General features: G+C 60.2%; 27 protein-coding genes. 11 read left to right on the forward strand and 16 right to left on the reverse strand.

The window, feature by feature from the left end; genetic code table 11:
* Window positions 1-56: 56 nt before the first annotated feature.
* A complete protein-coding gene (locus CU048_00725; protein ID QBR70045.1) occupies window positions 57-1,463 on the forward strand; it encodes an adenosylhomocysteinase in 1,407 nt (468 codons plus the stop codon).
* A gap of 104 nt (window positions 1,464-1,567) precedes the next feature.
* Complete coding sequence (locus CU048_00730) at window positions 1,568-2,428, forward strand: poly(3-hydroxybutyrate) depolymerase (GenBank protein QBR70046.1); 861 nt, start codon at window positions 1,568-1,570, stop codon at window positions 2,426-2,428.
* Between the two features lie 19 nt (window positions 2,429-2,447).
* Here the strand turns inward: CU048_00730 and folK are convergent, their stop codons facing one another.
* The 7 genes from folK to CU048_00765 form a co-directional block, all read right to left on the reverse strand.
* Entirely contained in the window at window positions 2,448-2,990 is a 543-nt protein-coding gene (gene folK / locus CU048_00735; protein QBR70047.1) for a 2-amino-4-hydroxy-6-hydroxymethyldihydropteridine diphosphokinase, read from the reverse strand.
* Entirely contained in the window at window positions 2,971-3,732 is a 762-nt protein-coding gene (gene folP, locus CU048_00740) for a dihydropteroate synthase (protein ID QBR72546.1), read from the reverse strand. The genes folK and folP overlap by 20 nt, the downstream gene beginning before the upstream one ends.
* 171 nt (window positions 3,733-3,903) lie before the next feature.
* On the reverse strand, window positions 3,904-4,710 hold the full coding sequence (locus tag CU048_00745; GenBank protein ID QBR70048.1) for a formylmethanofuran dehydrogenase subunit C: 807 nt from the start codon (window positions 4,708-4,710) through the stop codon (window positions 3,904-3,906).
* Complete coding sequence (gene fhcD / locus CU048_00750) at window positions 4,707-5,615, reverse strand: formylmethanofuran--tetrahydromethanopterin N-formyltransferase (protein ID QBR70049.1); 909 nt, start codon at window positions 5,613-5,615, stop codon at window positions 4,707-4,709. The genes CU048_00745 and fhcD overlap by 4 nt, the downstream gene beginning before the upstream one ends.
* Complete coding sequence (locus CU048_00755; GenBank protein ID QBR70050.1) at window positions 5,603-7,237, reverse strand: formylmethanofuran dehydrogenase subunit A; 1,635 nt, start codon at window positions 7,235-7,237, stop codon at window positions 5,603-5,605. Before CU048_00755 ends, fhcD begins: the two co-directional genes overlap by 13 nt.
* On the reverse strand, window positions 7,238-8,329 hold the full coding sequence (locus tag CU048_00760; GenBank protein QBR70051.1) for a tungsten formylmethanofuran dehydrogenase: 1,092 nt from the start codon (window positions 8,327-8,329) through the stop codon (window positions 7,238-7,240). It abuts the gene before it with no gap.
* A gap of 73 nt (window positions 8,330-8,402) precedes the next feature.
* A complete protein-coding gene (locus CU048_00765) occupies window positions 8,403-8,621 on the reverse strand; it encodes a hypothetical protein (protein ID QBR70052.1) in 219 nt (72 codons plus the stop codon).
* A gap of 497 nt (window positions 8,622-9,118) precedes the next feature.
* Here CU048_00765 and pabB point away from each other — a divergent pair, with 497 nt between their 5' ends.
* From pabB to CU048_00805, 8 genes are all read left to right on the forward strand, one after another.
* On the forward strand, window positions 9,119-10,483 hold the full coding sequence (gene pabB / locus CU048_00770) for an aminodeoxychorismate synthase, component I (protein ID QBR70053.1): 1,365 nt from the start codon (window positions 9,119-9,121) through the stop codon (window positions 10,481-10,483).
* Window positions 10,480-11,043: an aminodeoxychorismate/anthranilate synthase component II gene (locus tag CU048_00775; protein QBR70054.1), complete on the forward strand. Its 564-nt coding sequence runs from the start codon at window positions 10,480-10,482 to the stop codon at window positions 11,041-11,043. Before pabB ends, CU048_00775 begins: the two co-directional genes overlap by 4 nt.
* Window positions 11,040-11,879, forward strand: coding sequence for a 2-keto-4-methylthiobutyrate aminotransferase (locus CU048_00780; GenBank protein ID QBR70055.1), 840 nt, complete (start codon window positions 11,040-11,042; stop codon window positions 11,877-11,879). Before CU048_00775 ends, CU048_00780 begins: the two co-directional genes overlap by 4 nt.
* 181 nt (window positions 11,880-12,060) lie before the next feature.
* Window positions 12,061-13,239: a dihydroneopterin aldolase gene (locus CU048_00785; protein ID QBR70056.1), complete on the forward strand. Its 1,179-nt coding sequence runs from the start codon at window positions 12,061-12,063 to the stop codon at window positions 13,237-13,239.
* Window positions 13,236-13,889, forward strand: a complete 654-nt coding sequence (locus CU048_00790) for a hypothetical protein (protein QBR70057.1) — start codon at window positions 13,236-13,238, stop codon at window positions 13,887-13,889. The genes CU048_00785 and CU048_00790 overlap by 4 nt, the downstream gene beginning before the upstream one ends.
* Before the next feature lie 12 nt (window positions 13,890-13,901).
* The gene (locus tag CU048_00795) at window positions 13,902-14,450 is read left to right on the forward strand and encodes a flavoprotein (protein ID QBR70058.1); all 549 of its coding nucleotides are present in this window, start codon (window positions 13,902-13,904) and stop codon (window positions 14,448-14,450) included.
* Entirely contained in the window at window positions 14,447-15,835 is a 1,389-nt protein-coding gene (locus CU048_00800; GenBank protein QBR70059.1) for a dihydropteroate synthase, read from the forward strand. The genes CU048_00795 and CU048_00800 overlap by 4 nt, the downstream gene beginning before the upstream one ends.
* A 63-nt stretch (window positions 15,836-15,898) precedes the next feature.
* The gene (locus CU048_00805) at window positions 15,899-16,462 is read left to right on the forward strand and encodes a DUF447 domain-containing protein (GenBank protein QBR70060.1); all 564 of its coding nucleotides are present in this window, start codon (window positions 15,899-15,901) and stop codon (window positions 16,460-16,462) included.
* Here CU048_00805 and CU048_00810 read toward each other — a convergent pair.
* Window positions 16,447-17,484: a H4MPT-linked C1 transfer pathway protein gene (locus CU048_00810; GenBank protein QBR70061.1), complete on the reverse strand. Its 1,038-nt coding sequence runs from the start codon at window positions 17,482-17,484 to the stop codon at window positions 16,447-16,449. The two genes, CU048_00805 and CU048_00810, sit on opposite strands and share 16 nt — an antisense overlap.
* Window positions 17,485-17,540: 56 nt before the next feature.
* Here CU048_00810 and CU048_00815 point away from each other — a divergent pair, with 56 nt between their 5' ends.
* Window positions 17,541-18,260, forward strand: coding sequence for a nickel transporter (locus CU048_00815; GenBank protein ID QBR72547.1), 720 nt, complete (start codon window positions 17,541-17,543; stop codon window positions 18,258-18,260).
* Between the two features lie 41 nt (window positions 18,261-18,301).
* Here CU048_00815 and fae read toward each other — a convergent pair whose 3' ends face one another.
* From fae to CU048_00855, 8 genes are all read right to left on the reverse strand, one after another.
* Window positions 18,302-18,811: a formaldehyde-activating enzyme gene (fae, locus tag CU048_00820; protein ID QBR70062.1), complete on the reverse strand. Its 510-nt coding sequence runs from the start codon at window positions 18,809-18,811 to the stop codon at window positions 18,302-18,304.
* Window positions 18,812-18,985: 174 nt separating this feature from the next.
* On the reverse strand, window positions 18,986-19,918 hold the full coding sequence (locus tag CU048_00825) for a triphosphoribosyl-dephospho-CoA synthase (protein ID QBR72548.1): 933 nt from the start codon (window positions 19,916-19,918) through the stop codon (window positions 18,986-18,988).
* The gene (locus tag CU048_00830) at window positions 19,816-20,793 is read right to left on the reverse strand and encodes a RimK family alpha-L-glutamate ligase (GenBank protein QBR70063.1); all 978 of its coding nucleotides are present in this window, start codon (window positions 20,791-20,793) and stop codon (window positions 19,816-19,818) included. Before CU048_00830 ends, CU048_00825 begins: the two co-directional genes overlap by 103 nt.
* Entirely contained in the window at window positions 20,747-21,715 is a 969-nt protein-coding gene (locus CU048_00835) for a methenyltetrahydromethanopterin cyclohydrolase (GenBank protein ID QBR70064.1), read from the reverse strand. Before CU048_00835 ends, CU048_00830 begins: the two co-directional genes overlap by 47 nt.
* Window positions 21,702-22,874, reverse strand: a complete 1,173-nt coding sequence (locus tag CU048_00840) for a hypothetical protein (protein QBR70065.1) — start codon at window positions 22,872-22,874, stop codon at window positions 21,702-21,704. The genes CU048_00835 and CU048_00840 overlap by 14 nt, the downstream gene beginning before the upstream one ends.
* Complete coding sequence (locus CU048_00845; GenBank protein ID QBR70066.1) at window positions 22,861-23,727, reverse strand: methylenetetrahydromethanopterin dehydrogenase; 867 nt, start codon at window positions 23,725-23,727, stop codon at window positions 22,861-22,863. Before CU048_00845 ends, CU048_00840 begins: the two co-directional genes overlap by 14 nt.
* Window positions 23,728-23,761: 34 nt before the next feature.
* On the reverse strand, window positions 23,762-24,736 hold the full coding sequence (locus tag CU048_00850) for a GHMP kinase (GenBank protein ID QBR72549.1): 975 nt from the start codon (window positions 24,734-24,736) through the stop codon (window positions 23,762-23,764).
* A 226-nt stretch (window positions 24,737-24,962) separates the two neighbouring features.
* Window positions 24,963-25,184 carry a hypothetical protein gene (locus CU048_00855; GenBank protein QBR72550.1) on the reverse strand — a complete coding sequence of 74 codons (222 nt, stop codon included), beginning with the start codon at window positions 25,182-25,184 and terminating at the stop codon, window positions 24,963-24,965.
* Window positions 25,185-25,248 lie beyond the last annotated feature (64 nt).

Raw genomic sequence — 25,248 nt, forward strand, 5'->3', positions numbered from 1 at the left:
CTCCTGGCCGGGAGCCTGCTATAGACGCGGAAACTTCATCTGGAGCGCCACAGCCCATGACCCATTCGTCGCATGACTACGCCATAACCGACATCGGACTCGCCGGTTGGGGCCGCAAGGAAATCGCGATCGCGGAAACCGAAATGCCTGGGCTCATGGCCGTGCGCGCCGAATATGGTCCGGGCCAGCTGCTCAAGGGCGCGCGGATTGCCGGATCGCTCCATATGACGATCCAGACCGCCGTGCTGATCGAAACGTTGAAGGCGCTGGGCGCCGACGTCCGCTGGGCCTCCTGTAATATTTATTCCACTCAGGATCATGCCGCCGCCGCGATCGCCGCCACGGGAACGCCCGTGTTTGCCATCAAGGGCGAAAGTCTCGTCGATTATTGGGACTACACGCATAAGATTTTCGAGTGGAGCGATGGCGGCACGCCAAACCTCATTCTCGACGATGGCGGCGATGCAACCATGCTCATTCATCTCGGGATGCGCGCGGAAGCGGGGGATATTGGCTTTCTCGACAAGGCCGGCAACGAGGAAGAGGAAGTTCTCTTCGCGGCGATCAAGAAGCGGATTGCCTTTAACCCCGGCTGGTACGGCAAATGCGGTCAGGCCATCAAGGGCGTGAGCGAAGAGACGACCACCGGCGTGCACAGGCTCTATCTGATGGAGCGCGATGGCAAGCTTCTATGGCCTGCGATCAATGTCAATGATTCCGTCACCAAGTCGAAATTCGACAATCTCTATGGCTGCCGCGAATCGCTCGTCGACGGGATTCGCCGCGGAACCGATGTGATGATGGCCGGAAAGGTCGCGATGATCGCCGGTTTCGGCGACGTCGGGAAGGGATCGGCGGCCTCATTGCGCAATGCCGGCTGCCGTGTCCTCGTTTCCGAAGTCGATCCGATTTGCGCCTTGCAGGCGGCCATGGAAGGCTATGAAGTCACGACGATGGAAGAGGCCGCGCCGCGCGCCGATATTTTCGTCACCTGCACCGGCAATGTCGACGTCATTACCGTCGATCATATGCGGGCGATGAAGGATCGTGCGATCGTTTGCAATATTGGCCATTTCGATTCCGAGATTCAGGTCGCCGGCCTTCGCAATTTCAAATGGCACAATGTGAAGCCGCAAGTGGACGAGATCGAATTCTCCGATGGCAAGAGAATTATTCTTCTGTCGGAAGGACGCCTCGTCAACCTCGGCAACGCGACCGGACATCCGTCCTTCGTGATGTCGGCATCCTTCACCAACCAGACCCTGGCGCAGATCGAGCTTTGGACCAAGCAGGGTCACTATGATCGCAAAGTCTATACTTTGCCGAAGCATCTCGATGAAAAAGTCGCCGCTCTTCACCTCGACAAGATCGGTGTCAAACTGACCAAGCTCACGCCGGCGCAGGCAACCTATCTTGGCTTGCCGGAGAGTGGTCCCTTCAAGCCGGATCATTATCGCTATTGAGGTGTTGGGGGTTCAAGGATTTGACATGGGAGCGCAAGGGCAACCGGGCAAGCGATCGAGCAATATCCTCGATGCGGCGCTGACCGGAGCGCTTGGAGGCTCCCATGCGGGTGGGCATTTCAGGTTGGGAAATAGGGACGTTTTTGATCGTCCTTCTTGCGGGCTATGGGTTGCCGGTGTTGTTCACAACGACCGGCCCCGACGCTGCCCCGGCCGGTCCCAACGCGGGAATTCCGGCAGCTTGTGAGCCTGGAAGCCGAACCGGCCACGCTAACCGCGACGACAGTGTGCGAAGCTCGGACGGGCTGAGACTCCTGGTGCGCACACCGAGCGATTATGACCCGACGCGGGCCTATCCACTTCTCGTGGTCTATCCGCCGGCCGGGTCGGACCGCCGCCAATCGGAGCGTTTTTACGGTCTGACAACCGAGGCGACACGGCGCGGGTTCATCGTGTCCTATAGCAATCATTTGCCGTTGTCGCGCGACGCGATTTTTTCACAGGCAAAAGTCTCCGCCACCGTCGCGGCGCGCTTCTGTGTCGACACGCACGCGATTGCCTATCTGGGTCATTCCGACGGCGGCGCGATGGCTGAAGGCATACCTGCTTTTGCGCCGGCGGGCGGTCCCCCTCCAAGCGCCATCGTCGCAAGCGCAGCGGGGATCACCTTTGATGATCTCAATGCAGTCAAGTGCCCGCCCATCCGTTCCATATTGATCGTACACAACCACAAGGACCGACGTTTTCCGGATTTCGGTCGCGGCACCGCGGCCTATTGGGGCAGTTGCGCCTTCTGCAAGCCGGCTCATCTGGACAGCTTAACCTATGGATGCCACGATTTTTCCGGGTGTGCCGAAGGGAAGCGGGTGACCTATTGCGAAACCTCCGAGCCGCATAAGCGCTGGCCGGGTTTGAATCCGTTCATGCTGGATTTCATCGAAGAAGGTGTCGCCAAGTCGCAGTAAAGCCCTGCCATCGGGTCGCTTAGACTTGATCGGAGGGTGGCCGGACATCGGACCATTTTTCGAGCGGTTCTCCGGCAAAGCGGGCGGCCTCTTTTGCGATGGAGCGCCCCGAGAGGCGCAATTGCGGCGCGATCTCGGCCAAGGGGACCAGCACGAAAGCGCGCTCGAATAAATCCTTGTGCGGCAAATTCAATTGCGCGTGCTCGAAGGCGGCTTCGCCATGGAACAGAATGTCGATGTCGATGAGCCGCGGTCCCCAGCGCACGGTCGGCTGCCGGCCCATTTCGATCTCAACGGCGTTGGTCGCGGCCAGCAGTTCAAGGGGCTGCAGGCAGGTTTCTCCGATGGCGCAGGCATTGGCGAAAAAATCCTGGTCCAAAAATCCCCAGGGCGGGGTCCTGTAGATCGACGAAACCGCGGTCAATCTCACAATTCCACGATCTTGCAGAAGAGCCAGCGCCCGCCGGATGTTGGCCGCCTTGTCGCCGATATTGCTCCCGAGGCCGAGACCGATCGCGGTCAGTGGCCCGGTGCCTAAGTGGTCAGGCGCGGGCGATGGCATCGAAAACCTTGAAAGCGGCAACATGTTCGGCCGCGTCATGCACCCGGAAAATGGATGCGCCATGGAAAGCCGCCGTGAGATTGGCCGCGAGGGTCCCGATAAGATCGGCATCGATCGGGCCGGAAGCGAGCTCGCGAACCAGGGATTTTCGCGATACGCCGACGAGGATCGGCATGCCATAGTCCTTGAGTGCGAAAAGATTAGCTAAGGCTTGGAGATTTTGGGAACGGCTTTTGCCGAAACCGATACCAGGATCGAGAATGAGGTGGTTGCGCGCGATGCCCGCCTTCTCGGCGATATTCACGGACCGATCGAAGAAGCGGCGCATGTCCGCGACGATATCGAGCTCCGGATCGACGGCGTCTCGATTATGCATAACGACCACCGCCGCGCCAGTCTCGGCAATTGCGGCGGCCATGTCCGGGTCCTTTTGCAATCCCCATACGTCATTGACGACACTGACCCCGAGCGCCACGGCACGGCGCGCGACGTGCGCTTTGGATGTATCGATTGAAAACGGAACCTCGACGGATTTGATCAATTCTCCGAGGATGGGTTCAAGGCGCGCAAGCTCTTCTTCTACGGGGACCGGTGTGTGGCCGGGGCGTGTCGATTCTGCTCCGACATCAATGATATCGGCGCCCTCGTCCGCGAGTTTTTTTGCTTGCTTCAAGGCCGTGTCGAGGGAAGCAAATTTGCCTCCGTCGGAGAATGAGTCTGGGGTTACATTCAATATGCCCATGATGACCGACCTGGTGCCAAGAAGGGCCAGGAATTGGTCGCGCCGCTCGATCATGGATAAATGCCTAGACTGCTATATTCGGCCGGGCTTTTGGCGCACAAAATCTCAATGACCTTGATAGAGGAACGAAGAGCCGCGTTGCGCAGGCGACGATTGGCAACGACGTAGCTTTTAAGCTGGAAAGAAGATTTCTCCCTTCCCGAGGGCAGCCATGTCCCCCGCGAAGCGATAAAGCGGCCGGGCAAAAAGTCTTGCGGCGCCGGGGCTTTCGGGCCGCAACAGCCCTGCGAAGACGCCGGCGAAAGCCAGTTTGTGAGTCCCGCAATCGGTGAAGGTTGGCGCCAGCTCAGGCGGACGCGCGAGCGCGATTGTGCCCCTGCGCATAAGATAGCCGGGCATCTGGCCACAATTCCCAAGGACGATCAGCGTCCCCGCAATCATGCGGCTGCCGGGGTAATCTCCGGCAGAGCGCTCGACCACGATTGTTCCGCGGCGAAGCCTGTCGCCGGCGCGTTTCCCCACCGAGCCGCGCACAATTAAAAGCCCTCCACTCATGCCTTCCATTTCGCCGTCGAGCGGACCGCCCAGAAAGTCGCCGGCGTTGTTGCCTATTTCCAGCTTTCCGCCCGACATGCAAGAACCGGCGAAGGGGCCGCAATCGCCAACCACCGTGACGGTACCGCCGCTCATGTTGCGGCCGGTATTTTTCCCGCAATCGCCTTCAACGAGAATTTCGCCGCTCTTCATCTCATGCCCGACATTGTCGAGCCGAAGCGAGCCGCCCTCGAATCGGATCGATTGCGCGCTCCCGGCCCGGATCTTGAAAATATCCCCCACCGTGAGTTTTTCTCGGGTTGTCTGCAGTTCAATCTCGGCGATCTCATTCACCGATTTGCCCTCGATCTGGTTGGGTGTCAGCTGGCCGAGATCAAGCCGCTGGTCTGGCTCTTGTTTGAGAGTGAGGACAAGTGGCTTCACGGCAAGAGATCCTTCAGATGGAAATGGAACGGCCCGAGCTTTCCGCCGTAGTTTCCGGCGCCGACGCGCACCGCGCCATTGTCCGGTCCGAGCTCGATGACGGCCGCGAGTCCGGCGCGCATGGCGTCCGCGACGGCCTTTTCAGTCAATCCGTCGATGACGATTTCGAGCACGCAACCGATATCATCGTCGAGGCTGGTGGCGACCGCGCCGCGCAAGGTCGGGCAATAGGCATCGTTGGTGGAGGCCATCATCATCTTATATTTGGAGCCGACCTTGGAGCCCGACCGGACGACGCCGCCGGGGAAGGGCAGCACGACGCCTTCGACCTCATTCATCGCGTCCACCGCGAGTTCGGCGGCACGCATGGTGTTTTTCGGATCGGCGCCCATGAGAAGCAGATTGCCGCCGCCGACCGCGTTCTTGGTCAGGCCCGTCGTCGCCTCGCAGAGAAACTCGCCGTCCATGACCGGAACACGCCAGAAATGGCGGTTGCCGAATTTTTTGGAGATCTGCCAACCGTCGCCGAAATAGCGGATCGCGTCGCCAATCTGCAGCCTGTCCGTGCCGTGAAGATCGGCGAAGCAGGCCGATCCCGGCGAAGTCAGGACGCATTGGCCGACACGATTGACGAGCTGCGTCTGCAAAGTGTCGCTCGACATCGAAAACAGGAGAACCCGAACGCCGGGGCGGCCGTCCGGGGTGCTTTTCTCTGATACTTCGTGATCGATACCGGCTTCGGCACCGCAGCCGATGACGGAGGTGGCAAATCCGGTCATCGTGGTGGCCGCCTGCATGGCCCAGCGGCGATTGGGCGCGGTGATCAGGATCGCCGTGCCGCGCATTGGAAAGGCTTCGGCAAATGAATCGTCGATCCGAACGCCGTTCCTGCTTATCGGGCGCATGCGACCTCCTGAAATGGTTCTGCATGCGGCAGGATGTGCTCCTTGACCGCAAACGTACTGCGAGGGATACCGAAATGCCGGTCGTAGTAGCCGGCGAGACGGCGGTCCATCGCCTTGTCATAGCCTGGGTTCACTTTGAGAGCCTTGCCCCAACGATAATGGGTGACCCGTCCGTCACGCACGACGAGATCGCCATCCTTGAAGACCAGATGCGCAAACCGGAACATTTTGGCCAAATCCTTGCCGGGCGAATAGACGGCGACATCGGCGAGAGCGCCTTCGCCGAGGTGGCCGCGGTCTTTTAAGCCAAGCAGTTTTGCCGGCGAGGCGCGGGTCATGATGGCGATTTCATTATAGTCATATTCGCGCCCGATGGACGGCAAGGTCGTCATCGAAACCGCATCCTGCGGCAAGCGCGCGGTTGCCTCGGCGCGCGCATCGCGGCTCATGATCAGCGCAAAAATTTCGGGATAGGTCGTGAAGGGCGCGCCGTTCGGATGATCCGTGGTGAAAAAGACCTGCCATGGGTCATTGATGAGCAAGAACAGTTCCAGACCGCAAGCCCATTGCACCGCGTTGACGAAATCGCTCTCTCGATAGAGGTAGGGCACGATGCCGCCGCCATTGCCATCGCCATCGTGAATCACCGACTTCCTGGGCTTTGCCATGCCGGTGCTGTTGAACTGGCGCAGCACGTCGGCCGAGACCGTGACGGTCTGCCGGAACATGATCTGGCCCACGTCTATCGTAACATTCGGCGCGGCGTTGACGGCCGCTGCAAGCTCGGCGGAGGCGGAGGAAAAGCCCCGGTCGCCTTCGTCGCCATAGGCGTAGAATTGCAGATGCGCGAGATGCAAAGCCTGTCCCCGCGCCGCTTCGATCGTTGCGATCGCGGTGGAAACATTGCCTGGAATACCGAGATTATTGGCGTGCAAATGCAGCGGATGCGGAATCTTAAGATCGATCACCGCGCGTTGCAGGGCCTCGACGATCTGTCTTGAGGTCAGACCGTAGTAGGGCACGACGTCATCGAGACTGAACGCGCGTTCGTTATATTTGAACGCCGTCGCCCCGCCGGCATTGATGCATTTGACCCCAAGGCCATTGCTTGCAGAGACAGACGCGGCGACATAGTCCGCGACGGCGGCTTGCCCCTCGCCATCGCGCAGCAAGGACAGCAGAAAATCGTCATTGCCGAGGACCGTCAGCGTCCCCTTGTCGATGATCGGGATGTCCGAAAGCTCGAGATGCGCCTGGAGCGCTTGATGCGGAACGATGGCCGGCTCGATCACCGTGGTGAAGCCCATGGACGCATAGATGGTCCCGGTCTGATAGGTCGACCATCCGGCCGTGGAGAGCGGCAGGGCGGCGGGGGCCGGAGTGCGGGCCGGATGTTTTTCGGGGAGCAGAAGCCGGGCGCAATTCACATTGCCGCCCGCGATGTGGGAGTGAATATCGATCGCGCCGGCCATCACGATCTTGCCGGAGACGTCATGCACTTCGTCAGGGAGCTTGCCGCGCGGCTCCGCGACAATGCGCGCGTTCTCGATCCAAAGATCGGCGACTTCATCCCGTCCGTTCACGGGATCGACGATGCGGCCGCCTTTGAGAAGTATCAGCATTTAGGCGTCTCTCCCGATGTGTTGTGCAATTTGGCCGACTACGGCGGCAACCGAAAGCGCTTCACTGGTATGCGAGGCGTCCCGACCGACAATCGTCCCCGTTTCACGCGCAAACTCCGCCGCATCGTGATCTATCCCCGGCTGACCGATTTCGATTCGCACCTGCGGGACTCGCGCAAATTTGGTTTTTGGTGGAACTAGCGCGATGAGCGGAACCTGCTTCTTCCAACTCGGCACCTCGCGGCCGTAAGACGAGATCCACAAAGCGGCATCGGCCTCGCCGCTTTCGATCATGCGGTTTGTGTCGAAGCGCCAACTGTCATGCTCCGGATAGCCGCGCCCAAAGGATGTCCGCATGGGAAAGCCGGTCATCCAGCCCGACGTCTGTAAAACGCCGCCCGCATTATTCTCGGCGCCGAGCGGCAGACCCGTGAATCGCGTGGTCTTGTTGATGTCGGTGATGAGGCCGTACAGCATTTCAACTGAAAGACTATCGAGCATATCGCCGCCCCAGACAGCGACGCCGAAGCGAGCGTTCTTTAAGACTTCGGCAAATTCGTCGAGTTTGCGAAGCACGGCCTTGCCGGCATTGATGGGCTTGCCGGAGAAGCGAGCGCGCAAGGACGCAAGCGTCGCGTGCAGATTGGTGGTGTCGAGCGTTTCGATGGGGAACTTCTCGGCCTTCGCCGCGCTCCGGGAGGGGGCGATCCACAAGACCTTCCGCTTTTGGTGGGCAAGATCGAACGGCGGCATTTCGCCGGGCGAAAGCCGCTCCATCATTGCCGGCCAAATGCGCGTCAGATCATTGCCGATGAAAAGCAGAACGTCGGCCCGCAGCCGCGCCTCGCTCGGCGTGGTGAACATTAGGCCCGCTTGCCGCATGACGTCGAGGTCAGCAAAAATTCTGTCCGACTGCAAATGATCATAGGCGCCGCGCAGCCGCTCCATGAGCGAGATTGAAACGCGGGCGCCCGCAACGTCCGTTCCAAGCCCGGCTACGATGGGCATGCGCGCGCTGAGCAGGATTTCCGCCGATCGCTCGGCTGCCGCTTTGAGCGAAACCGGCTTGCCATCTATTTCGGCTTCACTCATCTCTCCTCCTGAAGCACGCAAGTGTTCTGCAAATGGCCGCGGCCGTCGTCACCCGGCATTTGGACGCTCACGGCTACGTCATGCGACCCATCGGTGCAAGACGGGGATTGAGTTTTTTTTCTGCGGAGCAGGTTTCGCAGGCTTCTGGCAAAGCGGACAATGACGAGAGATTCAAAAATTCGTCAGAGGCCAGCCGGTGGCCGTTTTTTCCCACAGACAGACCATGCGGGCTGCGGCCTTGACGAAAATCGCGTTCGAGCCGAATAAGGCTCAGCAGGAGGGCCCATGCCACACACGAACGGAATTCTGAAGAAAACACAGTTTGCGCCCGCCACCGCTTTGGGTTTGCGAGCAGCGTCGCCTTCTACGAGACGGCGGACCGATCGATTTGCCTACAAGGGGCGCCCGGCCGCCCGTCCAGCGGCTCCTCAGAAAGCGGCCCCCCGCCGCCGGATAAGAAATCCGCACCACCAGCCCCGGAATCCCCGAAGCCGTCGGAACCTCCAAAAAAGCCCGGAAAATGACCGAGGCGTTGAGCCAGCGACGGGAAATTGCGAGATAGCTGGCGGAAAACCTGCTGCGACCCTCGGGTTAGGCTTGGCGGACGCGCTCCGGTTCGTCATATTGGGTGAGTCCCGCCGTTAGCCGATTGTCTTGGCGTCGGCCGTCGCGTGTTTGAACGGGGCTTTTGGAATCTGTGGGCACCTCCCATATCCAATGAGTTCCCGGCAACGGCCGAAGAACCGGGGAGGGTTTTCATCATGGCCGGGAAGTTGCAAAGGCAGCTCGATGCACGTCATCGAAATCGATTTTTGTGACCCGGCCGAGGCTGCTTTTGCGCTTCGCGATCTGCCGTTCCTGACTTTTCTCGATAGCGCGATGGCGGACCCCAAGCTTGGCCGCTACAGTTTTATTGCCGCGGATCCCTTTGCGCGACTTGAAGCCGCAGAGGCCGGGAGCGGCTGGGCCGCACGCCTGAAGGCCGCTCTGGACAAATATAAGATCGCGCCTTCGCCTGGCTTGCCCCCGTTTCAGGGTGGCATCGCCGGTTTGTTTTCCTATGAGCTCGGCCGCAGTTTGGAAAATCTTCCGAAACCGGCGTTGAACGATCTCGCCTTTCCGGACCTTTCGCTCGGACTCTACGACGTGGTCGTTGCCTTCGACTTGAGCGAACGCCGCGGTTTTGTGCTTTCGACGGGTCTACCCGAGATGGAGCCGGCCGCGCAAATTCGGCGTGCCGTCGAGCGTGGGCGTAAATTCGAGGATTTGCTGCGCCGCGCTGGCACGGCGCCCAGGGACGGAAATACATCGCTTCTCGGCTGGCACAGCAATTTCACCCGCGCCGGATATGAGAGGGCGGTTGGCGAAGTGATCGAGCGCATCCTTGCCGGCGATATTTTTCAAGCGAACTTGTCGCAAAGATTTGAAGCTGCCGTTCCGGCGGATTTCGATCATTTCGGTTTCTACCGCCGCCTGCGTAAACGCAATCCAGCCCCTTTTGCGGCCTATCTCGAGCACGCCGATTTCGTCATCGCCTCGGCCTCCCCCGAGCGATTTCTCAGGGTTGCGGGCGATCGCGTCGAGACACGGCCGATCAAAGGCACGCGGCGGCGCTTCTCGGATGCCATTCTCGATTCATTGCAGGCGCGGGCGCTGACTGAAAGCCGCAAGGATCGCGCCGAAAACGTCATGATTGTCGATCTGTTGCGCAACGATCTCTCGAAAGTGTGTCAGCCCGGCTCGGTGCAGGTTCCGCAATTGTGCGGCCTTGAGACCTTTGCATCGGTGCATCATCTGGTCTCCTCGGTTGTTGGTCGCCTGAACGAGGGCATGGGCCCCATCGATGTCTTGGCGGCTGCGTTTCCCGGAGGCTCCATCACCGGCGCCCCCAAGCTTCGCGCGATGGAAATCATCACCGAATTGGAAGGCCATGCGCGGGGCCCTTACTGCGGCTGCATCGGCTACATCGGCTTCAACGGAACGATGGATACGAATATCGTCATCCGCACGGCAAGTTTTCGGGCCCGGACCTGCGTCGTGCAGGCGGGTGGCGGGATCGTCACGGCGTCCGATCCCGCGGCCGAATACGAAGAAACGCTCGACAAGGCGCGGGCCATTTTCGAGGCCTTCGGCACCAAGGAACTCGCCCGATGATCCTGGTCATCGACAACTATGATTCCTTCGTCCACACGGTCGCCAATTACCTCCGCGAACTCGGGGCTTCGCCGGTCGTCGTCCGCAACGACGCGGACCTCCCCGGCGAAATACCCGAAGCGATCGTAATTTCGCCGGGACCATGCACGCCGAACGAGGCGGGGGTCTCGATGCAGCTTGTGCGGGAATATTCCGGGCGCGTGCCGATCCTTGGGATTTGTCTTGGCCATCAATGCATCGGGCAAGTTTTCGGAGGGAAGGTTTTGCGGGCTCTGCGCCCGATGCACGGCGAAGCGAGCCTGGTACGCCACAAAGCATCGGGAATTCTGGCTGGCTTGCCGGATCCGCTTGGCGTTGGCCGCTATCATTCGCTGATCGTCGAGCTGGACGCCGGTGCCACCGAACTCGAGCCGACGGCCTGGTCGATCGAAGACGAGATCATGGCTCTCCAACATCGTGAGCATCCGACCTTCGGGGTGCAATTTCATCCCGAATCGATCCTTACGGACCATGGTCATCAAATGCTCCGCAATTTTCTCGGCCACATCCGGCCGCAATGATGCGGGTATGGCTGGACGGAGACATGGTGGCGCCGGAAGCGGCGCATATCTCGGTCATGGATCGCGGATTTCTGCTCGGGGACGGGGTGTTCGAAACCATCCTGGTCCATGGCGGTCGGGCCGTCGATCTGGAGGCCCATCTTGAGCGGCTGGCGTCGGGCCTCGGCGTCTTGGGCTTTGCAGGAGCCGTGGATCTTTCCAAGCTCCGTGCTGGGCTTGCGCATTATCTTGTGGCCGAGAGCGTCTCTTCCGCGGTGCTCCGCCTCACCGTGACCCGGGGAAGCGGTCCGCGTGGCCTCGTCCCGCCGGAGGCGCCGCGTCCGGCCATTCTGATGTCGCTCGCGCCGCCGCCGCCCAGGGAAACGCCACTGGCACTCCGTGTCGCGACGACGACGCGGCGCAACGAACTTTCGCCTTGCTCCCGGATCAAGGCGCTGCCCTATCTGGATAATCTTGTCGCGCTGCGGGAGGCGCGCGGGCAGGGCGCCGACGAGGCGCTGATGCTCAACACGCGCGGCACGATCGCTTGCGCCAGCGTCGCCAACCTGTTCGTCATTCGGGACGGGCGACTGGAAACCCCGCCGGTTTCCGACGGCGCCTTGCCGGGCACCATGCGGGCGTTGATGTTGCTGTTGGCCGCGTCGGCGGGGTTGGTTCCGGTCGAAACCTCGCTTCAGGCGGCCGACCTTGCTGCGGCGGATCAGGTTTTTCTGACAAATAGCGTTCGCGGTGCGATGGAAGCCGGATCCTGCAATGGCTTACCGCTTCAGCGGCGAGCAGGCGAGGCGTTGGAACGGCTGCGCGCGCTTGTTGCGACCCATCTCGGAACAGCTTGATGCGGTCTAGGTGGCCCCGTGGCGGACCGCTTTCATATTTTTCGAAAACATGCAAAGAGACCGGCAAGTTCATGAATAACGGCGCGATCCAGGTTCCATGCGGCATCTTTGCCGGATACGCCGGTCCCCGCGAGCTTGCTAACAACGGCCGCCAGGCAACGCCATTCGAGGAAATGCCAGAATGACATTGATGCTCGCGAGTGTAACCAGTCCGGCCGAGGCGGAGACGGTTTGGGCCCAGGGCGCCGACATCATCGATCTCAAGGACCCCAAAAATGGGGCACTCGGCGTCCTCGATGCGCATGTCGCCGCCGAGATCGTGCGTGCGATCGGCAAGCGCAAACCGGTGAGCGCAGCGGCCGGGACCGCATCGGATGCGCCGCACGCCGTCCTCGGCGCCGTCGCGGCTGCCGCCGCTTCGGGGGTCGATTACGTCAAGGTTGGTTTTTTATCGAAGAAAACCGACCACGATACGATCCGCGCGCTGGAGCCTCTCGCCAAAAACACCAAGCTGGTTGGCGTTCTTTTTGCTGATCGTCAGCCCGATCTGAATCTGTTGCGGCTGATGGCCCAACATGGCTTTGCCGGCGCCATGCTGGATACGGAGAAAAAGACGGCGGGCCGTCTTCTCGATCATATGGGCGTTGCCGAACTCGATCGGTTCGTCGCAAGGTGCCGAGAGGAAGGGCTGCTGTCTGGCCTTGCGGGATCGCTTGAAGCTCCCGATGTGCCGCGTCTGCTCCCGCTAGGGCCGAATTATCTCGGATTTCGCGGAAGCCTCTGCATCGGGCGATCGCGTGAGGCGGCGATCGATGCTGCGTCGGTCCGGATTATTCGGGACCTTATTCCTTTTGAAGCAGCGGGACTGAGCGTGGGCGATGAGCCGGGCGTCGATTGGCGCCTCCTGGGGCGGGGCTATGTTCTCCCCGACGAGCAATTCGTCGAGACCGATGTGGTCTTCGTACATGATCTCGTGCTCCCCTGCGAAATCGGCGCCTATGACTTCGAACGCGGTCGCAACCAGAACGTACGGTTCAATGTCGATGTGGATGTTCGACGCGCCCAACGCCGGTTGGACGACATGCGCGGCGTTTTTTCGTATGACGTCATCATTGATGCGATCAAAATCATTCTTGGCCGGGGCCATGTCGATTTGATCGAAACCCTCGCAGGCGATCTCGCGGATGAAATCCTGCGTCACCCAAGCGTGACGCGAGCTTGCGTTCGCATCGAAAAGCTCGACGTCGTCAACGGCATGGTCGGGGTCGAGATCAAACGCGAGCGCGTAGCGGAATCGGCAGTCGCCGATCAGCGTTTCCTGGGATTTCCCGGCAAAACTGGCAAGACGAGAAATCATTGAGCGAGACGATCGTCAAACTTGGCGGTAGCCTCGCGTCCTCTCCACTGCTTAAGGCCTGGCTCGAAGCCCTGGTGGCTTGGGGCGGGCCGCTTGTCCTGGTTCCGGGCGGCGGTCCCTTTGCGAGATGCGTACGCGCTGCACAGGAGCAATTGGGCTTTGCCGATTCGGCGGCCCACCGCATGGCGCTCCTGGCTATGGAACAATTCGCAACTGCGATCGCGGCCTATTCGGAGAAGTTCGCTTTGGCGGCCTCCCCCGCTGAAATCGCAAGCGCTTTGGACGCGCGCAAGATACCGGTCTGGCTGCCATCGGCGATGGTGCTTGGTGCATTGGATGTGTCCACATCCTGGGACATGACCTCGGATTCCCTCGCAGCCTGGTTAGCCGGAGCAATGCACGCGCGCCGTATCCTGCTGATCAAATCCTGCGATCCGGCGATGGTCTCGGTTGATGAAATTGCTGCCGCCAAAATTGTCGATCCACTGTTTCCATTTTTTGCCGCGCGAAGCCAAGCCGAAATCTGGTTGGCGGGCCCGGCGTCACTGCCTGGGGCTCTGCTGATATTGCAAAGTGGCGGAATGCCGGGCATAGCCATCGGCCAATCGCCAGCGCTGCAACCACAAGCGGCGGCCACGCGGACCGAACTTTAGATTGGGAGGAAAATGAGCAAAGTCGTCACGCCGCGCTGGGGTTGGGCGCTCACCGGTTCAGGGCACTTTTTCAACGAGTGCCTCGATCTCGTGCGTGAACTGGAGCATGTCGATCTGTTCGTCAGCAAAGCCGCCGCCGAGGTGCTTCGCATGTATAAGCAGAAGCTCGACATGCCGAAGTCGGCGCGGGTTTTTAAGGATTCGGCAGCGAGCTCCCCGCAGGTCGGCTATTTCTATCATGGGGTGTATCATACGCTCGTCGTGGCCCCGGCGACGTCGAATGCCGTCGCCAAATTCGTCTATGGCATATCAGATAATCTTGCGAGCAACGTGTTTGCGCAGGCGGGCAAATGCCGGGTTCCCACCATTGTTTTTGCCTGCGACACGGCGCCTGAGCTTGAGACGCGCGCGCCTGACGGCATGGTCAAGGTCTTTCCGCGGCGGATCGATCTGGAAAATTCCGAGAAGCTGAAAAGCTTCGAAGCAACCAGCGTGGCTGAAAGCTTGAGCGACCTACAAGCGTTTATTGCGCAGCGCCGGAGCGAATTGAAGGTGACATGAACGAACGCGTTCTGTTTCTCACCGGTCATCTCGCCTATCCGCGATTGGATAGGATTTTGAAGTCCATGGGAGAAACCCCGTTCAGCTGGGAAGTTCGCGATATCGGCGTCAAAGTGGCCGCCTTGATGACCGAAGCCATCATCACGCGCCGCTTGGCGCGGCCCGTCGATGCCGACCGCATTATTTTGCCTGGCCGCTGCCGCGCCGATCTTGCCAGGCTGTCGAGCGATCTCGGGGTTCCGGTTGCGCGCGGGCCCGATGAATTGAGCGATCTTCCGGCCTATCTGGGGCGCGGCGGACACATCAGGGATCTATCGGGTTTTTCAGTTCGAATTTTTGCTGAAATCGTCGATGCTTCCCTGCTTGCAGTTCCGGATTTGCTTGCCCGCGCGGCCGCGATGCAAAAATCCGGCGCCGACGTGATCGATGTCGGATGCCTCCCCGATACGCCGTTTCCGCATCTTGAAGAGTCCGTCAAGGCCCTCAAATCCGCGGGTCATCTGGTCAGTATCGATTCCGCCGATCCCGGTGAACTCGCCCGCGGGGCCAAGGCTGGCGCCGATTTTCTTCTGAGCCTTGATGAAACGACGCTCAATATAGCGGTAGGGTCAGCCGCGACGCCAGTCCTTGTGCCAAGACCGCATGGCGACCTCGACTCGCTGATCCGCGCCGCAGAACAAGCAGAGGCGTTGGGGCTTTCCTTTATTCTTGATCCTATTCTCGATCCTATCCAATTCGGCTTCACGGAATCGCTCCAGCGCTATGCCGAAGTGAGACGCCGTTTGCCTCATGCCGAGATCATGATGGGAAGCGGTAATCTCACGGAATTGACCGAGGCGGATTCGAGCGGCGTCACCGGCATGCTTCTGGGAGTTTGTTCGGAACTCAATATTCGCAACGTGCTGACGGTTCAGGTCAGTCCGTATACGAGGCGCACGATCCAGGAGCATGATGCAGCACGCCGTCTCATGTTTGCTGCGTCCGCCGACGGCGCCTTGCCCAAGGGCTATGGCGCCGGGCTTTTGCAGCTTCATGATCTGGCGCCCTATCCTTTGTCGAGTGAGGACATCGCCGAACTCGCGCGGGAAGTGCGGGACGTGAGCTTTCGGATCATGACAGCCACGGATGGTATTCACGTCTTCAACCGCGAAGGCCATTTCATCGCCAACGATGCGCTTTCCCTGTTTCCCAAACTCAACGTTGAAGCGGATGGTGCGCATGCGTTCTATCTGGGGACTGAGCTCGCCAAGGCCGAGATCGCCTTTGCGCTCGGCAAGCGCTACACCCAAGATGAACCGCTGGATTGGGGCTGCGCCGTGGATAAATTGCAAGAGGACACGGACCGTTTGCGCGAAGCCGGTCACACCTTGCGGAAAAAGCCCTGACATGATCCAACAATCACACGTGTGGGGGCAGGGAAATTCGGATTTCTCGCGGGGCGCCAACCGATGCCGATGATCCGCGAAACGATTGTCACGACGAGTAATCGCTCAGGCAGGACACACATTGCGCCGCTGGGTTTGACCGAGGACGGGCAGGGGTGGATCATTGCGCCGTTTCATCCCTCGACGACGCTCGACAATCTCGTGGACAATCCTTTCGCTGTCGCCAACTATACCGATAACGCGCGCATGTTCGCGGGCTTGGTCACGGGCCGGCATGACTGGCCGCTGGTGGCGGGCACAAAGGCGCCTGTGCCGCGCCTGGCCGGAGCACTCGCCCATGCAGAACTGAAAGTCACGCGGGTGGAGGAAGACCCGCAGCGGCCTCGATTCCACTGTGAGATTTTGCACAAAGAGCAGCATGCGCCTTTCGAGGGGTTTAATCGGGCGAGAAACGCGGTCCTTGAATTTGCCATTCTTGTCACGCGGCTGCATATCCTACCGCGCGAAAAAATTGATCGCGAGATCGCCTATCTCTCGATTGCTCTTGAGAAGACGGCGGGTCCCGAAGAGCGTGAGGCTTGGTCCTGGCTCATGCAAAAATACGAAGCCTTTTACGCTGGAAATTGAGCGGCCGCGACAAGGGCGACTGCCGCCGCCGGCGCGCAATCGGACGCTTTGTCCCTTGCGTGAGGCGTCACTTCTATCAAATCGGCAAATGCGACGAAGGGTCGGTCTAGCCTTCCGGCGAGCTTCTGAATGATACCGCGTCCAACGCCGGCACCGACGACGAGAGCTTCGGCGTCGATAAGACCGCGGGAAAGGACAAGACTTGCGGCGTCGAAGATGTCGCGCAATTGTATCTCCGCAAAGAACTGCGCAAGCCTGTCCCAAGCGGCATCATTGGCCTCGGCGCCATCGCGTCCGATCATGCGTGCCAGCCGCGCGCGCGACGCTTGCTTGGTTTTGTCGCGCCCATCTGCCGCATCCATTAGGTCGGCGCCTTCCGGCAATTGGTCGAGAATACGATAAATATCGGCGGTATTCGCGAACCATTCATTCATCAGCGGCGTCCATTGACCTGCAAAAGGCACTCGCTTCGGGCCTGCCATCAAGAAAGTCCGGGCGAGGCCGGTGTAGACCAGCTCTCCCTGGGTGAGACGTTCGGCATCGGTGTAGCCGCGACTTGCCGGCATGCCTTGCGCGACCGGAATAATGTCCGTCGTGGTTGAGCCCATGTCGACAAACAGCGCGGCATGTTTCGTCATGCCCGTCAGGGCCGCGCTCGCGTGCCAATTGGCGGAGGCGATATCCACCGCGTGCGCGGCGGTTGCTTCGGGACGGACAAAGCCCGCACGGCTTGCATAAAAAAATACATTTGCAGGGGCCAGCAGACGTTCCATGAGCGTGGCCAGACCCGCAACGCCTTCTGCGCGTGTTGCAAAGGCGTCGCATAATTCGCCCGTCATCGTGACGGCGTTGAGCGGAGCCGAGCCGATTTCCGCCCGAGCTTGCTGGTAGGCGCGTTCCAGCTCTTCAAGGCCCAGCCAGAGCGGAGATGCGATTTGCACCGCTTGCGTAATTATCCCATTTTCGGCACGGGCGGCCTTAAGATGCGCGCCGCCCACATCCCATCCGATAATCGTTTGCATTTGTCTGTGGAATATCCCGTTGATCCATGATCGAGCAGATCATGCCGGAGCGTGCGATGAAAGTCATTCCCGTGATCGATCTTAAAGGCGGCGTGGTCGTTCGAGCTCGTCAGGGCCTGCGCGAGAGCTATGCGCCGATCTCAACGTCGCTCGCGCGGACAAGCGGGCCCCTCGACGTCGTTGCCGGGTTGTTGGCGCTCTATCCTTTCGACACGATCTATGTTGCCGATCTCGATCGCATCGAATCGCACGGCAAGCGGAGGCCGACGCTCGATGATTTGCAAATTGCTTTTCCGGGCATCGATTTTTGGGTCGACGAGGGTGTGCGCGATGCCATCGAAGCCCGTTCTTGGCTCGATCGCAACCAAAATGCGCATCTTGTTCTGGGGACCGAGTCGCTCCTCAACAGCAAGGCGCTTGCCGAACTTGCCGGAGAGCGCCGGCTCGTTCTGTCCCTCGATTTTGGCAACCAAGGATTTCTGGGTCCGGAGGGAATTCTTGACCGGCCGGATCTGTGGCCTGCGCGGATCATTGTCATGACGCTGGCTCGGGTCGGCAGCGATGCGGGTCCCGACTTGGATCGGCTTGCCCAGGTCGCGGGGTGCGCGCCGAACGCCGGTCTTTTCGCGGCGGGCGGCCTTCGCGGCTCCTCGGATCTCAAGCGTCTTGAAAGCGCGGGAGTCCGAGGAGTCCTTGTTGCGTCGGCATTGCACGATGGCCGGCTGACCGGCGTCGACCTTGCAGCCGCGCGACAAGGGGCCCCAAAGGAAAAATAAAAGGGGCCAGGGCCCCTTTATGCTTTTGATCGAGCGACGATTTAATTCGGCGCGAAAGGATGTTTCGCAACATTGCGCTGCGCAACGACATAGGCCGGTGTCGGTTCGCCATTGACGGCGCGCGCGATCGACTCTTTGGTCGCTTGGTAGTTGAAGTCTTGAATCTTCTGGTTGTCCTTGGCGTCCCAATGGATGAACACGCCGACGCAGATGAACAGATTGTCGGCTTCCTTGACCGGGATGACGCCGGAGGCAACGCTGTCGGCAACGGCCTTGGCAACGCCGTGCTGAGCCGGACCGAACATCTGGACCGCCTGCGTCGCGTTCTTGATCGTCACCTTGTTGAAGAGGATGGTCGCTGGCTTTACGAGGAGATTGGGCGCTACCACGGCGAGCAATGTGGTAAAACCATCTTTGTTATTGGTCAGCGCGTTTGCGAAGGCAGTTTCCGCCGGGCTGCCGCGCGGTCCGATGATGAGGTCGATGTGAGCGACTTCATTACCGTCTCCGACGAGCGATTCGCCGACGAGGAGCCTATTGATTTTCGCCATGCTTAAAACCCCCATTGTTAAAACCTCCCTGAGGAAATTCGCTCCGAATTGCCGTCGAAGGAGCTCGACAAATGCAGACGAATATCCTTGTTGTCAACGTCCTACATTTGACGGGCCGGTTGAGCTGGATAGCAACGAAGATTTCCGCCGCCGGCGCACTCAACCATCATTGCGTCACTTGATCAAGATCCGAGTTAACCGATCGGCGAAAACCGTCGCAACGGTAAGGTCCGCACTGGTCCCCGGATTGAAACCGGAGGTCTTTAGCCACCGGTCGAAACTCAGGAGAATTGGCAGCGCATCCTCTGGATTTACATATGTCTTGAAGCTTTTATAGGCGTCCCTGGCCTCATTTTGCACGTGAGCGGCCGTTTCAAGACCATGCTTTCGGCTGATATGACTGTCGGGAAAGCTCGAAAGAAACGCGAGATAGACGTTCACGACCGGCCAGGGGGCCGTCCAATGCTTACCGAAAGCGTCAGCCAGCACGCCCATCCCTGTCGTGAATATGTCAGAAAAATCAGTTGTATACTGAAAAGCGATCCGGTCTCTGGGGGCGGCTTCTCGCATGGCCTCCAGGAGCGTGACATCCGCGGGTCCACGAACGTCGTGGCGCGGCGCCGTTCCGAGTCCCGCCGGCGAGGCGCGAAGAATGCCCCGGTAAGCGCCCGCCGCATCCGCGCGGGTGAGCCCAGCGAGAGTGGTTTTTAATCCCGTTTTCAGGTCCCCGCCTTTTTGCGCCGCAGCAGCAAGCGGAGCGCATAACAGAATGATGCCGAGATTGGTGTTCGTGCCAACTGCTTCAAATGTTGCCTCGACCGCTGAGCTGATGCGTGCGCCGACCGTTGCGGAGGGATCGATTAAGGCAGGGGCGGCGGCTTCGGCACTGCGCAAAAAATCATGGGCCGTCATGCCGTGTCCATCTGCAAAAATATGGACATTGCCGGGCTTTGGGGCTTCGATCTCGTCGCGGCAAGCGGCGATGAACGCCTCGGCGATTGCGTTCAACCGGCGGCCTCCGCCCTCGGCCGGCCGATCCTTGTCAAAAGATCGCCAGCAAGCTGGTCGGCGATGGAGAAGGGCGCCACCTTTTGTAGGCCGCGCCAGCCGGGCATGCTGTTGACCTCGAGGACGCTTGGGGAGTTGGTGGCGTCGCGAATAATGTCTACGCCGGCGAAGTCCGCCTTGACCGCCGCCGCCGCGCGCAGGGCAAGGTCGATCATTTCGGAGTCGGCTTCGAACCATTCCGGCCGCGCGCCGAGTTTGACGTTGGTGATCCAATGTTGTGCGTGGCGCGTCATCGCTGCGATCACTTTGCCATGCGAGACGAACAGCCGGATGTCGTGAAATCCATTGCGCTCCACCGCGACAAAACGCTGAAGATAATAGACCGACTCGACGGCGTCGAAGGCAGGAAGATCGTCCTCGCGGCGGATCAGTTTCAGTCCAAACCCTTGGGCGCCGAACAAGGGTTTAAGGACAAGCGGGCCTCGCCCGGCTTCGCGGCGCACGATCTGGCGAGCCGCCTGTTCCGATTGAACGGTCCAGGTCGGCGGGGTTGGAATGGAGTTGCGCGCAAGTGCGAAACTCGTGGCCGCCTTGTCGACACAGAGTTCGATCGTTCGCGCCGAGTTGACTACGGGCACGCCTATCGCGCCGAGACTGTGCAAGACCCCAAGGCGCAAGGTCACGCTCTCGAAGGTGCCGGAGCCGATCGCGCGCACGAAAACGGCATCCGGCAGTTCAGCGCCGAAGCCCGGAATAATGAGACCGCTCGGACGCTGTGTATCAAACCCGCATTGCGAGAGCCGGATAGGCACCGCCGTCGCGCCCGCGCGAGCAAAGGCGGCGGCCAAATCGCGCGCATGCCAATCGTAAAGATCGACGGCTATCGCGATTTTAGGCCCGCCAAGAGTCCCGCGCGCCGTCTGATATCTATCCGAAAGAGGCATCGAGCAGTGCTTGATCGATCTGGCCCGCATGGAACGTCTGGCCGGTATCCACAGCGGTCACGATCGCCCGCGCGGGGCTGAACAACATCGGATCGATGGAATAGAAATCGCCCTTGTAAGCCTTGAATACCTCGGCGAATGGTCGCCCATAATCGCGCGATGTCACGCTCGGAAGTTTTTCAGCCAGCGCCTTTGCATCTTCGGCGGGCCCGCTGACGAAAAGATGCGCTTGGCCGCCATAGATGATCGCATCATTGGTGCGTCCCATCGCCTGAATAAAGTCGGGATGCGGCGGCGAGAGCGGCGCGGAGGCAACGCCGTCGAGGATGCGGGACAGCGGAAATTTTAGCTCATGTGCTTTGTGCAGAGCGACTTCAAGCACCCGGGCAACGACCTGAATGCTGCCCGCGAGGCTTTGTGTCGGCGCGAAGATGAAGGTGAGATTTGCGGCCGGAACCCCGCAATCATGCGCCACTTTTTCCACGATTTCACGTGGCGGCGCGCGCTCGGACTCAAGGACAAGTGTCGCGCGTTTGGCGTGATCGCGATATTCCAATTCGGAAAACAGAGGTTCTTTGCGAGCAAGCGCGCGGCCGGGCCCGGAGCCAAGCGCGAAAAATGCCGATTTACCTTCACCATGCGACAGCGCCCAGCCCGCATATTGGCTGGCTAGACAGGCAACGACGGGATCGGCCGTGCGAACGCAAAGCTCGAAGGGCCACTTCGGATTGGTGCCGGTCGGCGCGAGTTCAACGCTTCCCATTCCGCCAAGGCAGATTTCGGCAACCCGCAGTCCCGCCTCGATTCCGCCGCGGGCATTCTTGCCGGCGTCGATGATGGTCTCGCCGGCTTCGCCTCGCGACACGGCAATCCGTAGCCGTCCTGCGTTGGCGAGCATGCGGTCGACGATTTCCCCGGTCAGTGTGTTGATACTGAGATCATGATTGCTCAAGATGCAGTTCCCTTCCCCATGATGCTTGTTTCGTTTGCAGCTGGTCCAGCTGATCGAGGATCAAATTGGTCCGATGGTCCATGAGCATGCGCGCGCGGCGCGCCTTTGCGGCGTGCGCCTTCACGGTGCACAGTGGATCATGCCGTCGCAATGCCGTCTGTGGTTTCTGGCGGTCCGAGCTCCAATAGGGCCAATCGACTGCCGGCATAGAGGCAATTGAGCGCCGAGCATAGGCTATTCCCGCAGCGGCGGCGCCATCGAATTTAAGCGGGCTTTTAGGCAGTTGCCCGCAACAGGCATCAAGATGGGCCTGAAACAGAAGTCCGTCGCGATCTTCGAAGATATCGAGCGTCGAGCCGGGCCGGGGATTGATTTCGATCAGCGTGAAACTGTCGCCTTCGACCAGAAAATCGATGCTGTTCAGGCCGCGAAGGCGGCAGGCGCAGGCTACGGTTTCGGCAAGCTTCGTCAACCGGCCTTCCAGATCTCCCGAAAGCTCGGCAGGGCGCAGGCTGCCGCCAAAGCGGAACGGCTCATCCTCTGTCGGCGTCGGCCATTGGCGGCTGGGTCCCAGGACTTGCGCATCGGCTCCGTTGCCGAGCAGCAGGATCGAGACCGGATGTCCCGGCGCAATTCGTTGAAAATAAGCGTTTTGCTGCCCCGGCTGCGAATGTTTGGCCGGCGCGATGTGACTTCCCCCAGATCCACCGATGCTTTTGACGAGCCAGTTTTCGCTGTCGCCCGGTAAAGACGGGCTGATCTCGGGATGCGGAATGTTCAGGGAGGCGCAAAGAGCCGCTAAAACCAGCGGATTCTTTACCCTTTGCACGACCTCGGCTGAATTGCCGAACAAAGTCCAGCGCCGCGCAAGTTCGTCGAGGAGCCCGATGCGATCCTCGAACCCGGCGCCATAGACGAGGCCGATCGGATCTGTTCCCTCGGCCAAGGTTTCGAGCGCTAAAAGCAAAGCGGCGCTCTCGAAACCGACTTCGAGATCGCCGGCCACAAGACGGCTCGCGGCGGCCAGGCTACGGGTGTCCAAGTCGTCGAAAAAATCAGCGACGAGGGGCCTGTAACCGGCGCGTCGCGCCGCCGCCGCCAAAGCTCGCCCAGAGGGCGCCGCGATAAGAATCGCAGCGCCTGGCTTAGGCAATTTCACGTGCGAGTGCGAAAGCGTCACGGAAATCGAGCGCAAGATGGGTGGATGACGTCGCCAAGCGCTGGAACAAACCCGATTCCGTCTTATACTTCACGTCGCCGATGGCGAGAGGCCCGATTCCGAGAATGCCGCCTGGCATTTCGACACCATTGTCCATGAGCTGCAGGCCCTCGACTCCCGCCGGAGGCACCGCATTGACGTCGGCGGCAATGAGGAGGGATTTCGCCGAGGCGAGAGCTTGCGCTGACAAGACTTGCTTGCCCGCAGCCGCCGCGCAAAACACGATCTCGGCGTCGACCAGCGCGTCCAACAGTTTTTCGGGCGTGCTCGCATCGACGGCGTGCAGGTGAACCCCGAACCTCTTCTTGATGTCATCCGCCTTGCCTTGAACGCGGGCGGCTCCATCATAACCGGCGAGCGTCACTTCGGCGCCTTCAAGCGCGGCAATGACGCCGGAGGCATAGCCAACCACGCCGGTCGCTCCGAAGATCAAAATCTTGGATTTGGCGAGATCCCGGCCTTTCTTTTTCTTCAGGACCTTCTCCACACAGGCGACCATGGCGGCGGCGGTCGTGAACGACCCAGCAGGATCGGCGAAAGAGGAAATCTCGAACGGCTTCAACAATGTCGCCTTCAGCCGCTCCATCATGTCGAGGGCGAGGCCGGCATCTTTTCCGGCGAAGAAAACGCATGTGCGGACGGCATCTCGCGGGGAACGCGAAAACATGGCGTCCTGAACCAGGGGCGTGACTTCGTCGAGCGTGACGCCCGTATACGGCGTGACGGAATCAAAACCGGCATCAAGCGCCATATTCACGTCGAACGGGCTCATGTGCTTCAACGGACTGAGCATGTGCAAAATGTTTTTCGTGGCCACGCATTTTCCCCTAGTTGACGGCTGCGAAGGAGTCACCCCTCACCAATGCGCCGTGATTAATTCCCTTACATATTGCGATGTCTAAACCCAAGGTTGCGACTTTTTCGTGCACGGATTTGCAGAGGTCGTGCGCCTGTCGTTCGTCGCGGGCGAAGGCGAAACCGGTTGGGCCCCATGAAGACTGGCCGGTTCCTGTTGCGCCATGCCTGCGAAGGTCCCTTATCACTTCTTCGACGGCCGCGCTCGCAAAAGGCGCTCCGCCTTGGACGGGCGCAAAATAACCGCCGATGATATCCTGGAGGCGTGCGATCGCGTCGCCGAAGGCCTCGATATCGCGTTCGGCAAGGGCGGGCAATATCTTGATCAAGACAAGCCGGCAGATTTCGGCCGCCGAACTCGCCTCGAAGGGTGCCAATGTGGCGAAGGCGTCGCGCTCTTTCGGGCCGTGAACGCCGGCAATTTTCGGATTAAGGACGAGAATAACCCGCCATTCCGTGGGAAAATCCATGCGGGCGATAATCGGAGGCGTCGTGGTCCGCTCGCCGCGCCCGCCGTCGACGACCAATCCGCCGCGCTCGAAAAGGCCGGCGCCGATCCCCGAGCGCGCGCCTCGTTGCAGCAAAAGAGCATCATCCGACGCATTCACGGGAATGCCCTCGAGCCGCCGCAGCGCCGCCCCGATCGCTAGCGCAAGCTGCGTTCCCGATCCAAGTCCGGCATGGGCCGGGATGGCGTCGTGGATCGTCAGGGCATAGGCCGAAGATAGCCCGAAATGGCGGGTCAGGAGTTCGAGATGGCGCGCGGCGCGGCCTGCTTCGCTGCCGTCGATGGTGGTTCCTGTCGCGGCACGACGAATCGTCAGCCGGGTGGACAAAGCGTCGATCGAGAGCCCAAGACCGCCGAAGCGGCGGCCGAGCCCCCCATTCATGTCGAGGAATCCAAGGTGGAGACGGGCCGCCGCCGTCACCGTGACGCTGTCGAACATGGCCTGATCTTCCCCGGAAAATTCCGCGCGCGCCTTAAGCATGGACAAAACGTGGCTCTGGCGCAATCGGACTGAGGGGAGGGTCGCGCGGATTGAGGGATGGAAATGATCCGATATTGAGACCAGCAGGGGGCGGGAGCCAAAAAGGGTCCCTCTCCCATTCGCCGCCGCAGCCAAGCTATGCGGGCGACGGGAGCTGATCTAGATTTTGGGGAGAAAAGCCCTTTTAGGCGTCATCCCCATGGGCAACCTCGTTGATATTGATCGTTCGCATGTTGGAAAAATCGATCGCAACAGGCTTGTTTTCTCGCGCGGCCATGATTTGAAGTGTCTTGATCACATGCTCAAGCCTACGATAGACTTCCTTATATTCATCCGTTGTCGTGGATAACCCAAGCGGCATCAGACAATATTCGATGATTTCGCGGGGCCGGTCTAGTTTGCTCATCTTCATCACTCCTGCGAGCGCTATTTTCTAGAATTAATCGATGAAAAGCAAACCCGCAATTGCA

Source organism: Beijerinckiaceae bacterium (genome assembly GCA_004564215.1).
In the GTDB taxonomy this organism is placed as follows: Bacteria; Pseudomonadota; Alphaproteobacteria; order Rhizobiales; family Beijerinckiaceae; genus Methylocapsa.

Excerpts from the sequence above, each read along its gene's own strand:
- CU048_00725 (QBR70045.1), top strand. The coding sequence starts at position 57 with ATGACCCATTCGTCGCATGACTACGCCATAACCGACATCGGACTCGCC.
- CU048_00730 (QBR70046.1), top strand. The coding sequence starts at position 1,568 with ATGCGGGTGGGCATTTCAGGTTGGGAAATAGGGACGTTTTTGATCGTC.
- folK (QBR70047.1), bottom strand. The coding sequence starts at position 2,990 with ATGCCATCGCCCGCGCCTGACCACTTAGGCACCGGGCCACTGACCGCG.
- folP (QBR72546.1), bottom strand. The coding sequence starts at position 3,732 with ATGGGCATATTGAATGTAACCCCAGACTCATTCTCCGACGGAGGCAAA.
- fhcD (QBR70049.1), bottom strand. The coding sequence starts at position 5,615 with ATGCGCCCGATAAGCAGGAACGGCGTTCGGATCGACGATTCATTTGCC.
- CU048_00755 (QBR70050.1), bottom strand. The coding sequence starts at position 7,237 with ATGCTGATACTTCTCAAAGGCGGCCGCATCGTCGATCCCGTGAACGGA.
- CU048_00760 (QBR70051.1), bottom strand. The coding sequence starts at position 8,329 with ATGAGTGAAGCCGAAATAGATGGCAAGCCGGTTTCGCTCAAAGCGGCA.
- pabB (QBR70053.1), top strand. The coding sequence starts at position 9,119 with ATGCACGTCATCGAAATCGATTTTTGTGACCCGGCCGAGGCTGCTTTT.
- CU048_00775 (QBR70054.1), top strand. The coding sequence starts at position 10,480 with ATGATCCTGGTCATCGACAACTATGATTCCTTCGTCCACACGGTCGCC.
- CU048_00780 (QBR70055.1), top strand. The coding sequence starts at position 11,040 with ATGATGCGGGTATGGCTGGACGGAGACATGGTGGCGCCGGAAGCGGCG.
- CU048_00785 (QBR70056.1), top strand. The coding sequence starts at position 12,061 with ATGACATTGATGCTCGCGAGTGTAACCAGTCCGGCCGAGGCGGAGACG.
- CU048_00795 (QBR70058.1), top strand. The coding sequence starts at position 13,902 with ATGAGCAAAGTCGTCACGCCGCGCTGGGGTTGGGCGCTCACCGGTTCA.
- CU048_00800 (QBR70059.1), top strand. The coding sequence starts at position 14,447 with ATGAACGAACGCGTTCTGTTTCTCACCGGTCATCTCGCCTATCCGCGA.
- CU048_00805 (QBR70060.1), top strand. The coding sequence starts at position 15,899 with ATGCCGATGATCCGCGAAACGATTGTCACGACGAGTAATCGCTCAGGC.
- CU048_00810 (QBR70061.1), bottom strand. The coding sequence starts at position 17,484 with ATGCAAACGATTATCGGATGGGATGTGGGCGGCGCGCATCTTAAGGCC.
- CU048_00815 (QBR72547.1), top strand. The coding sequence starts at position 17,541 with ATGAAAGTCATTCCCGTGATCGATCTTAAAGGCGGCGTGGTCGTTCGA.
- fae (QBR70062.1), bottom strand. The coding sequence starts at position 18,811 with ATGGCGAAAATCAATAGGCTCCTCGTCGGCGAATCGCTCGTCGGAGAC.
- CU048_00830 (QBR70063.1), bottom strand. The coding sequence starts at position 20,793 with ATGCGGGCCAGATCGATCAAGCACTGCTCGATGCCTCTTTCGGATAGA.
- CU048_00845 (QBR70066.1), bottom strand. The coding sequence starts at position 23,727 with ATGCTCAGTCCGTTGAAGCACATGAGCCCGTTCGACGTGAATATGGCG.
- CU048_00850 (QBR72549.1), bottom strand. The coding sequence starts at position 24,736 with ATGTTCGACAGCGTCACGGTGACGGCGGCGGCCCGTCTCCACCTTGGA.
- CU048_00855 (QBR72550.1), bottom strand. The coding sequence starts at position 25,184 with ATGAGCAAACTAGACCGGCCCCGCGAAATCATCGAATATTGTCTGATG.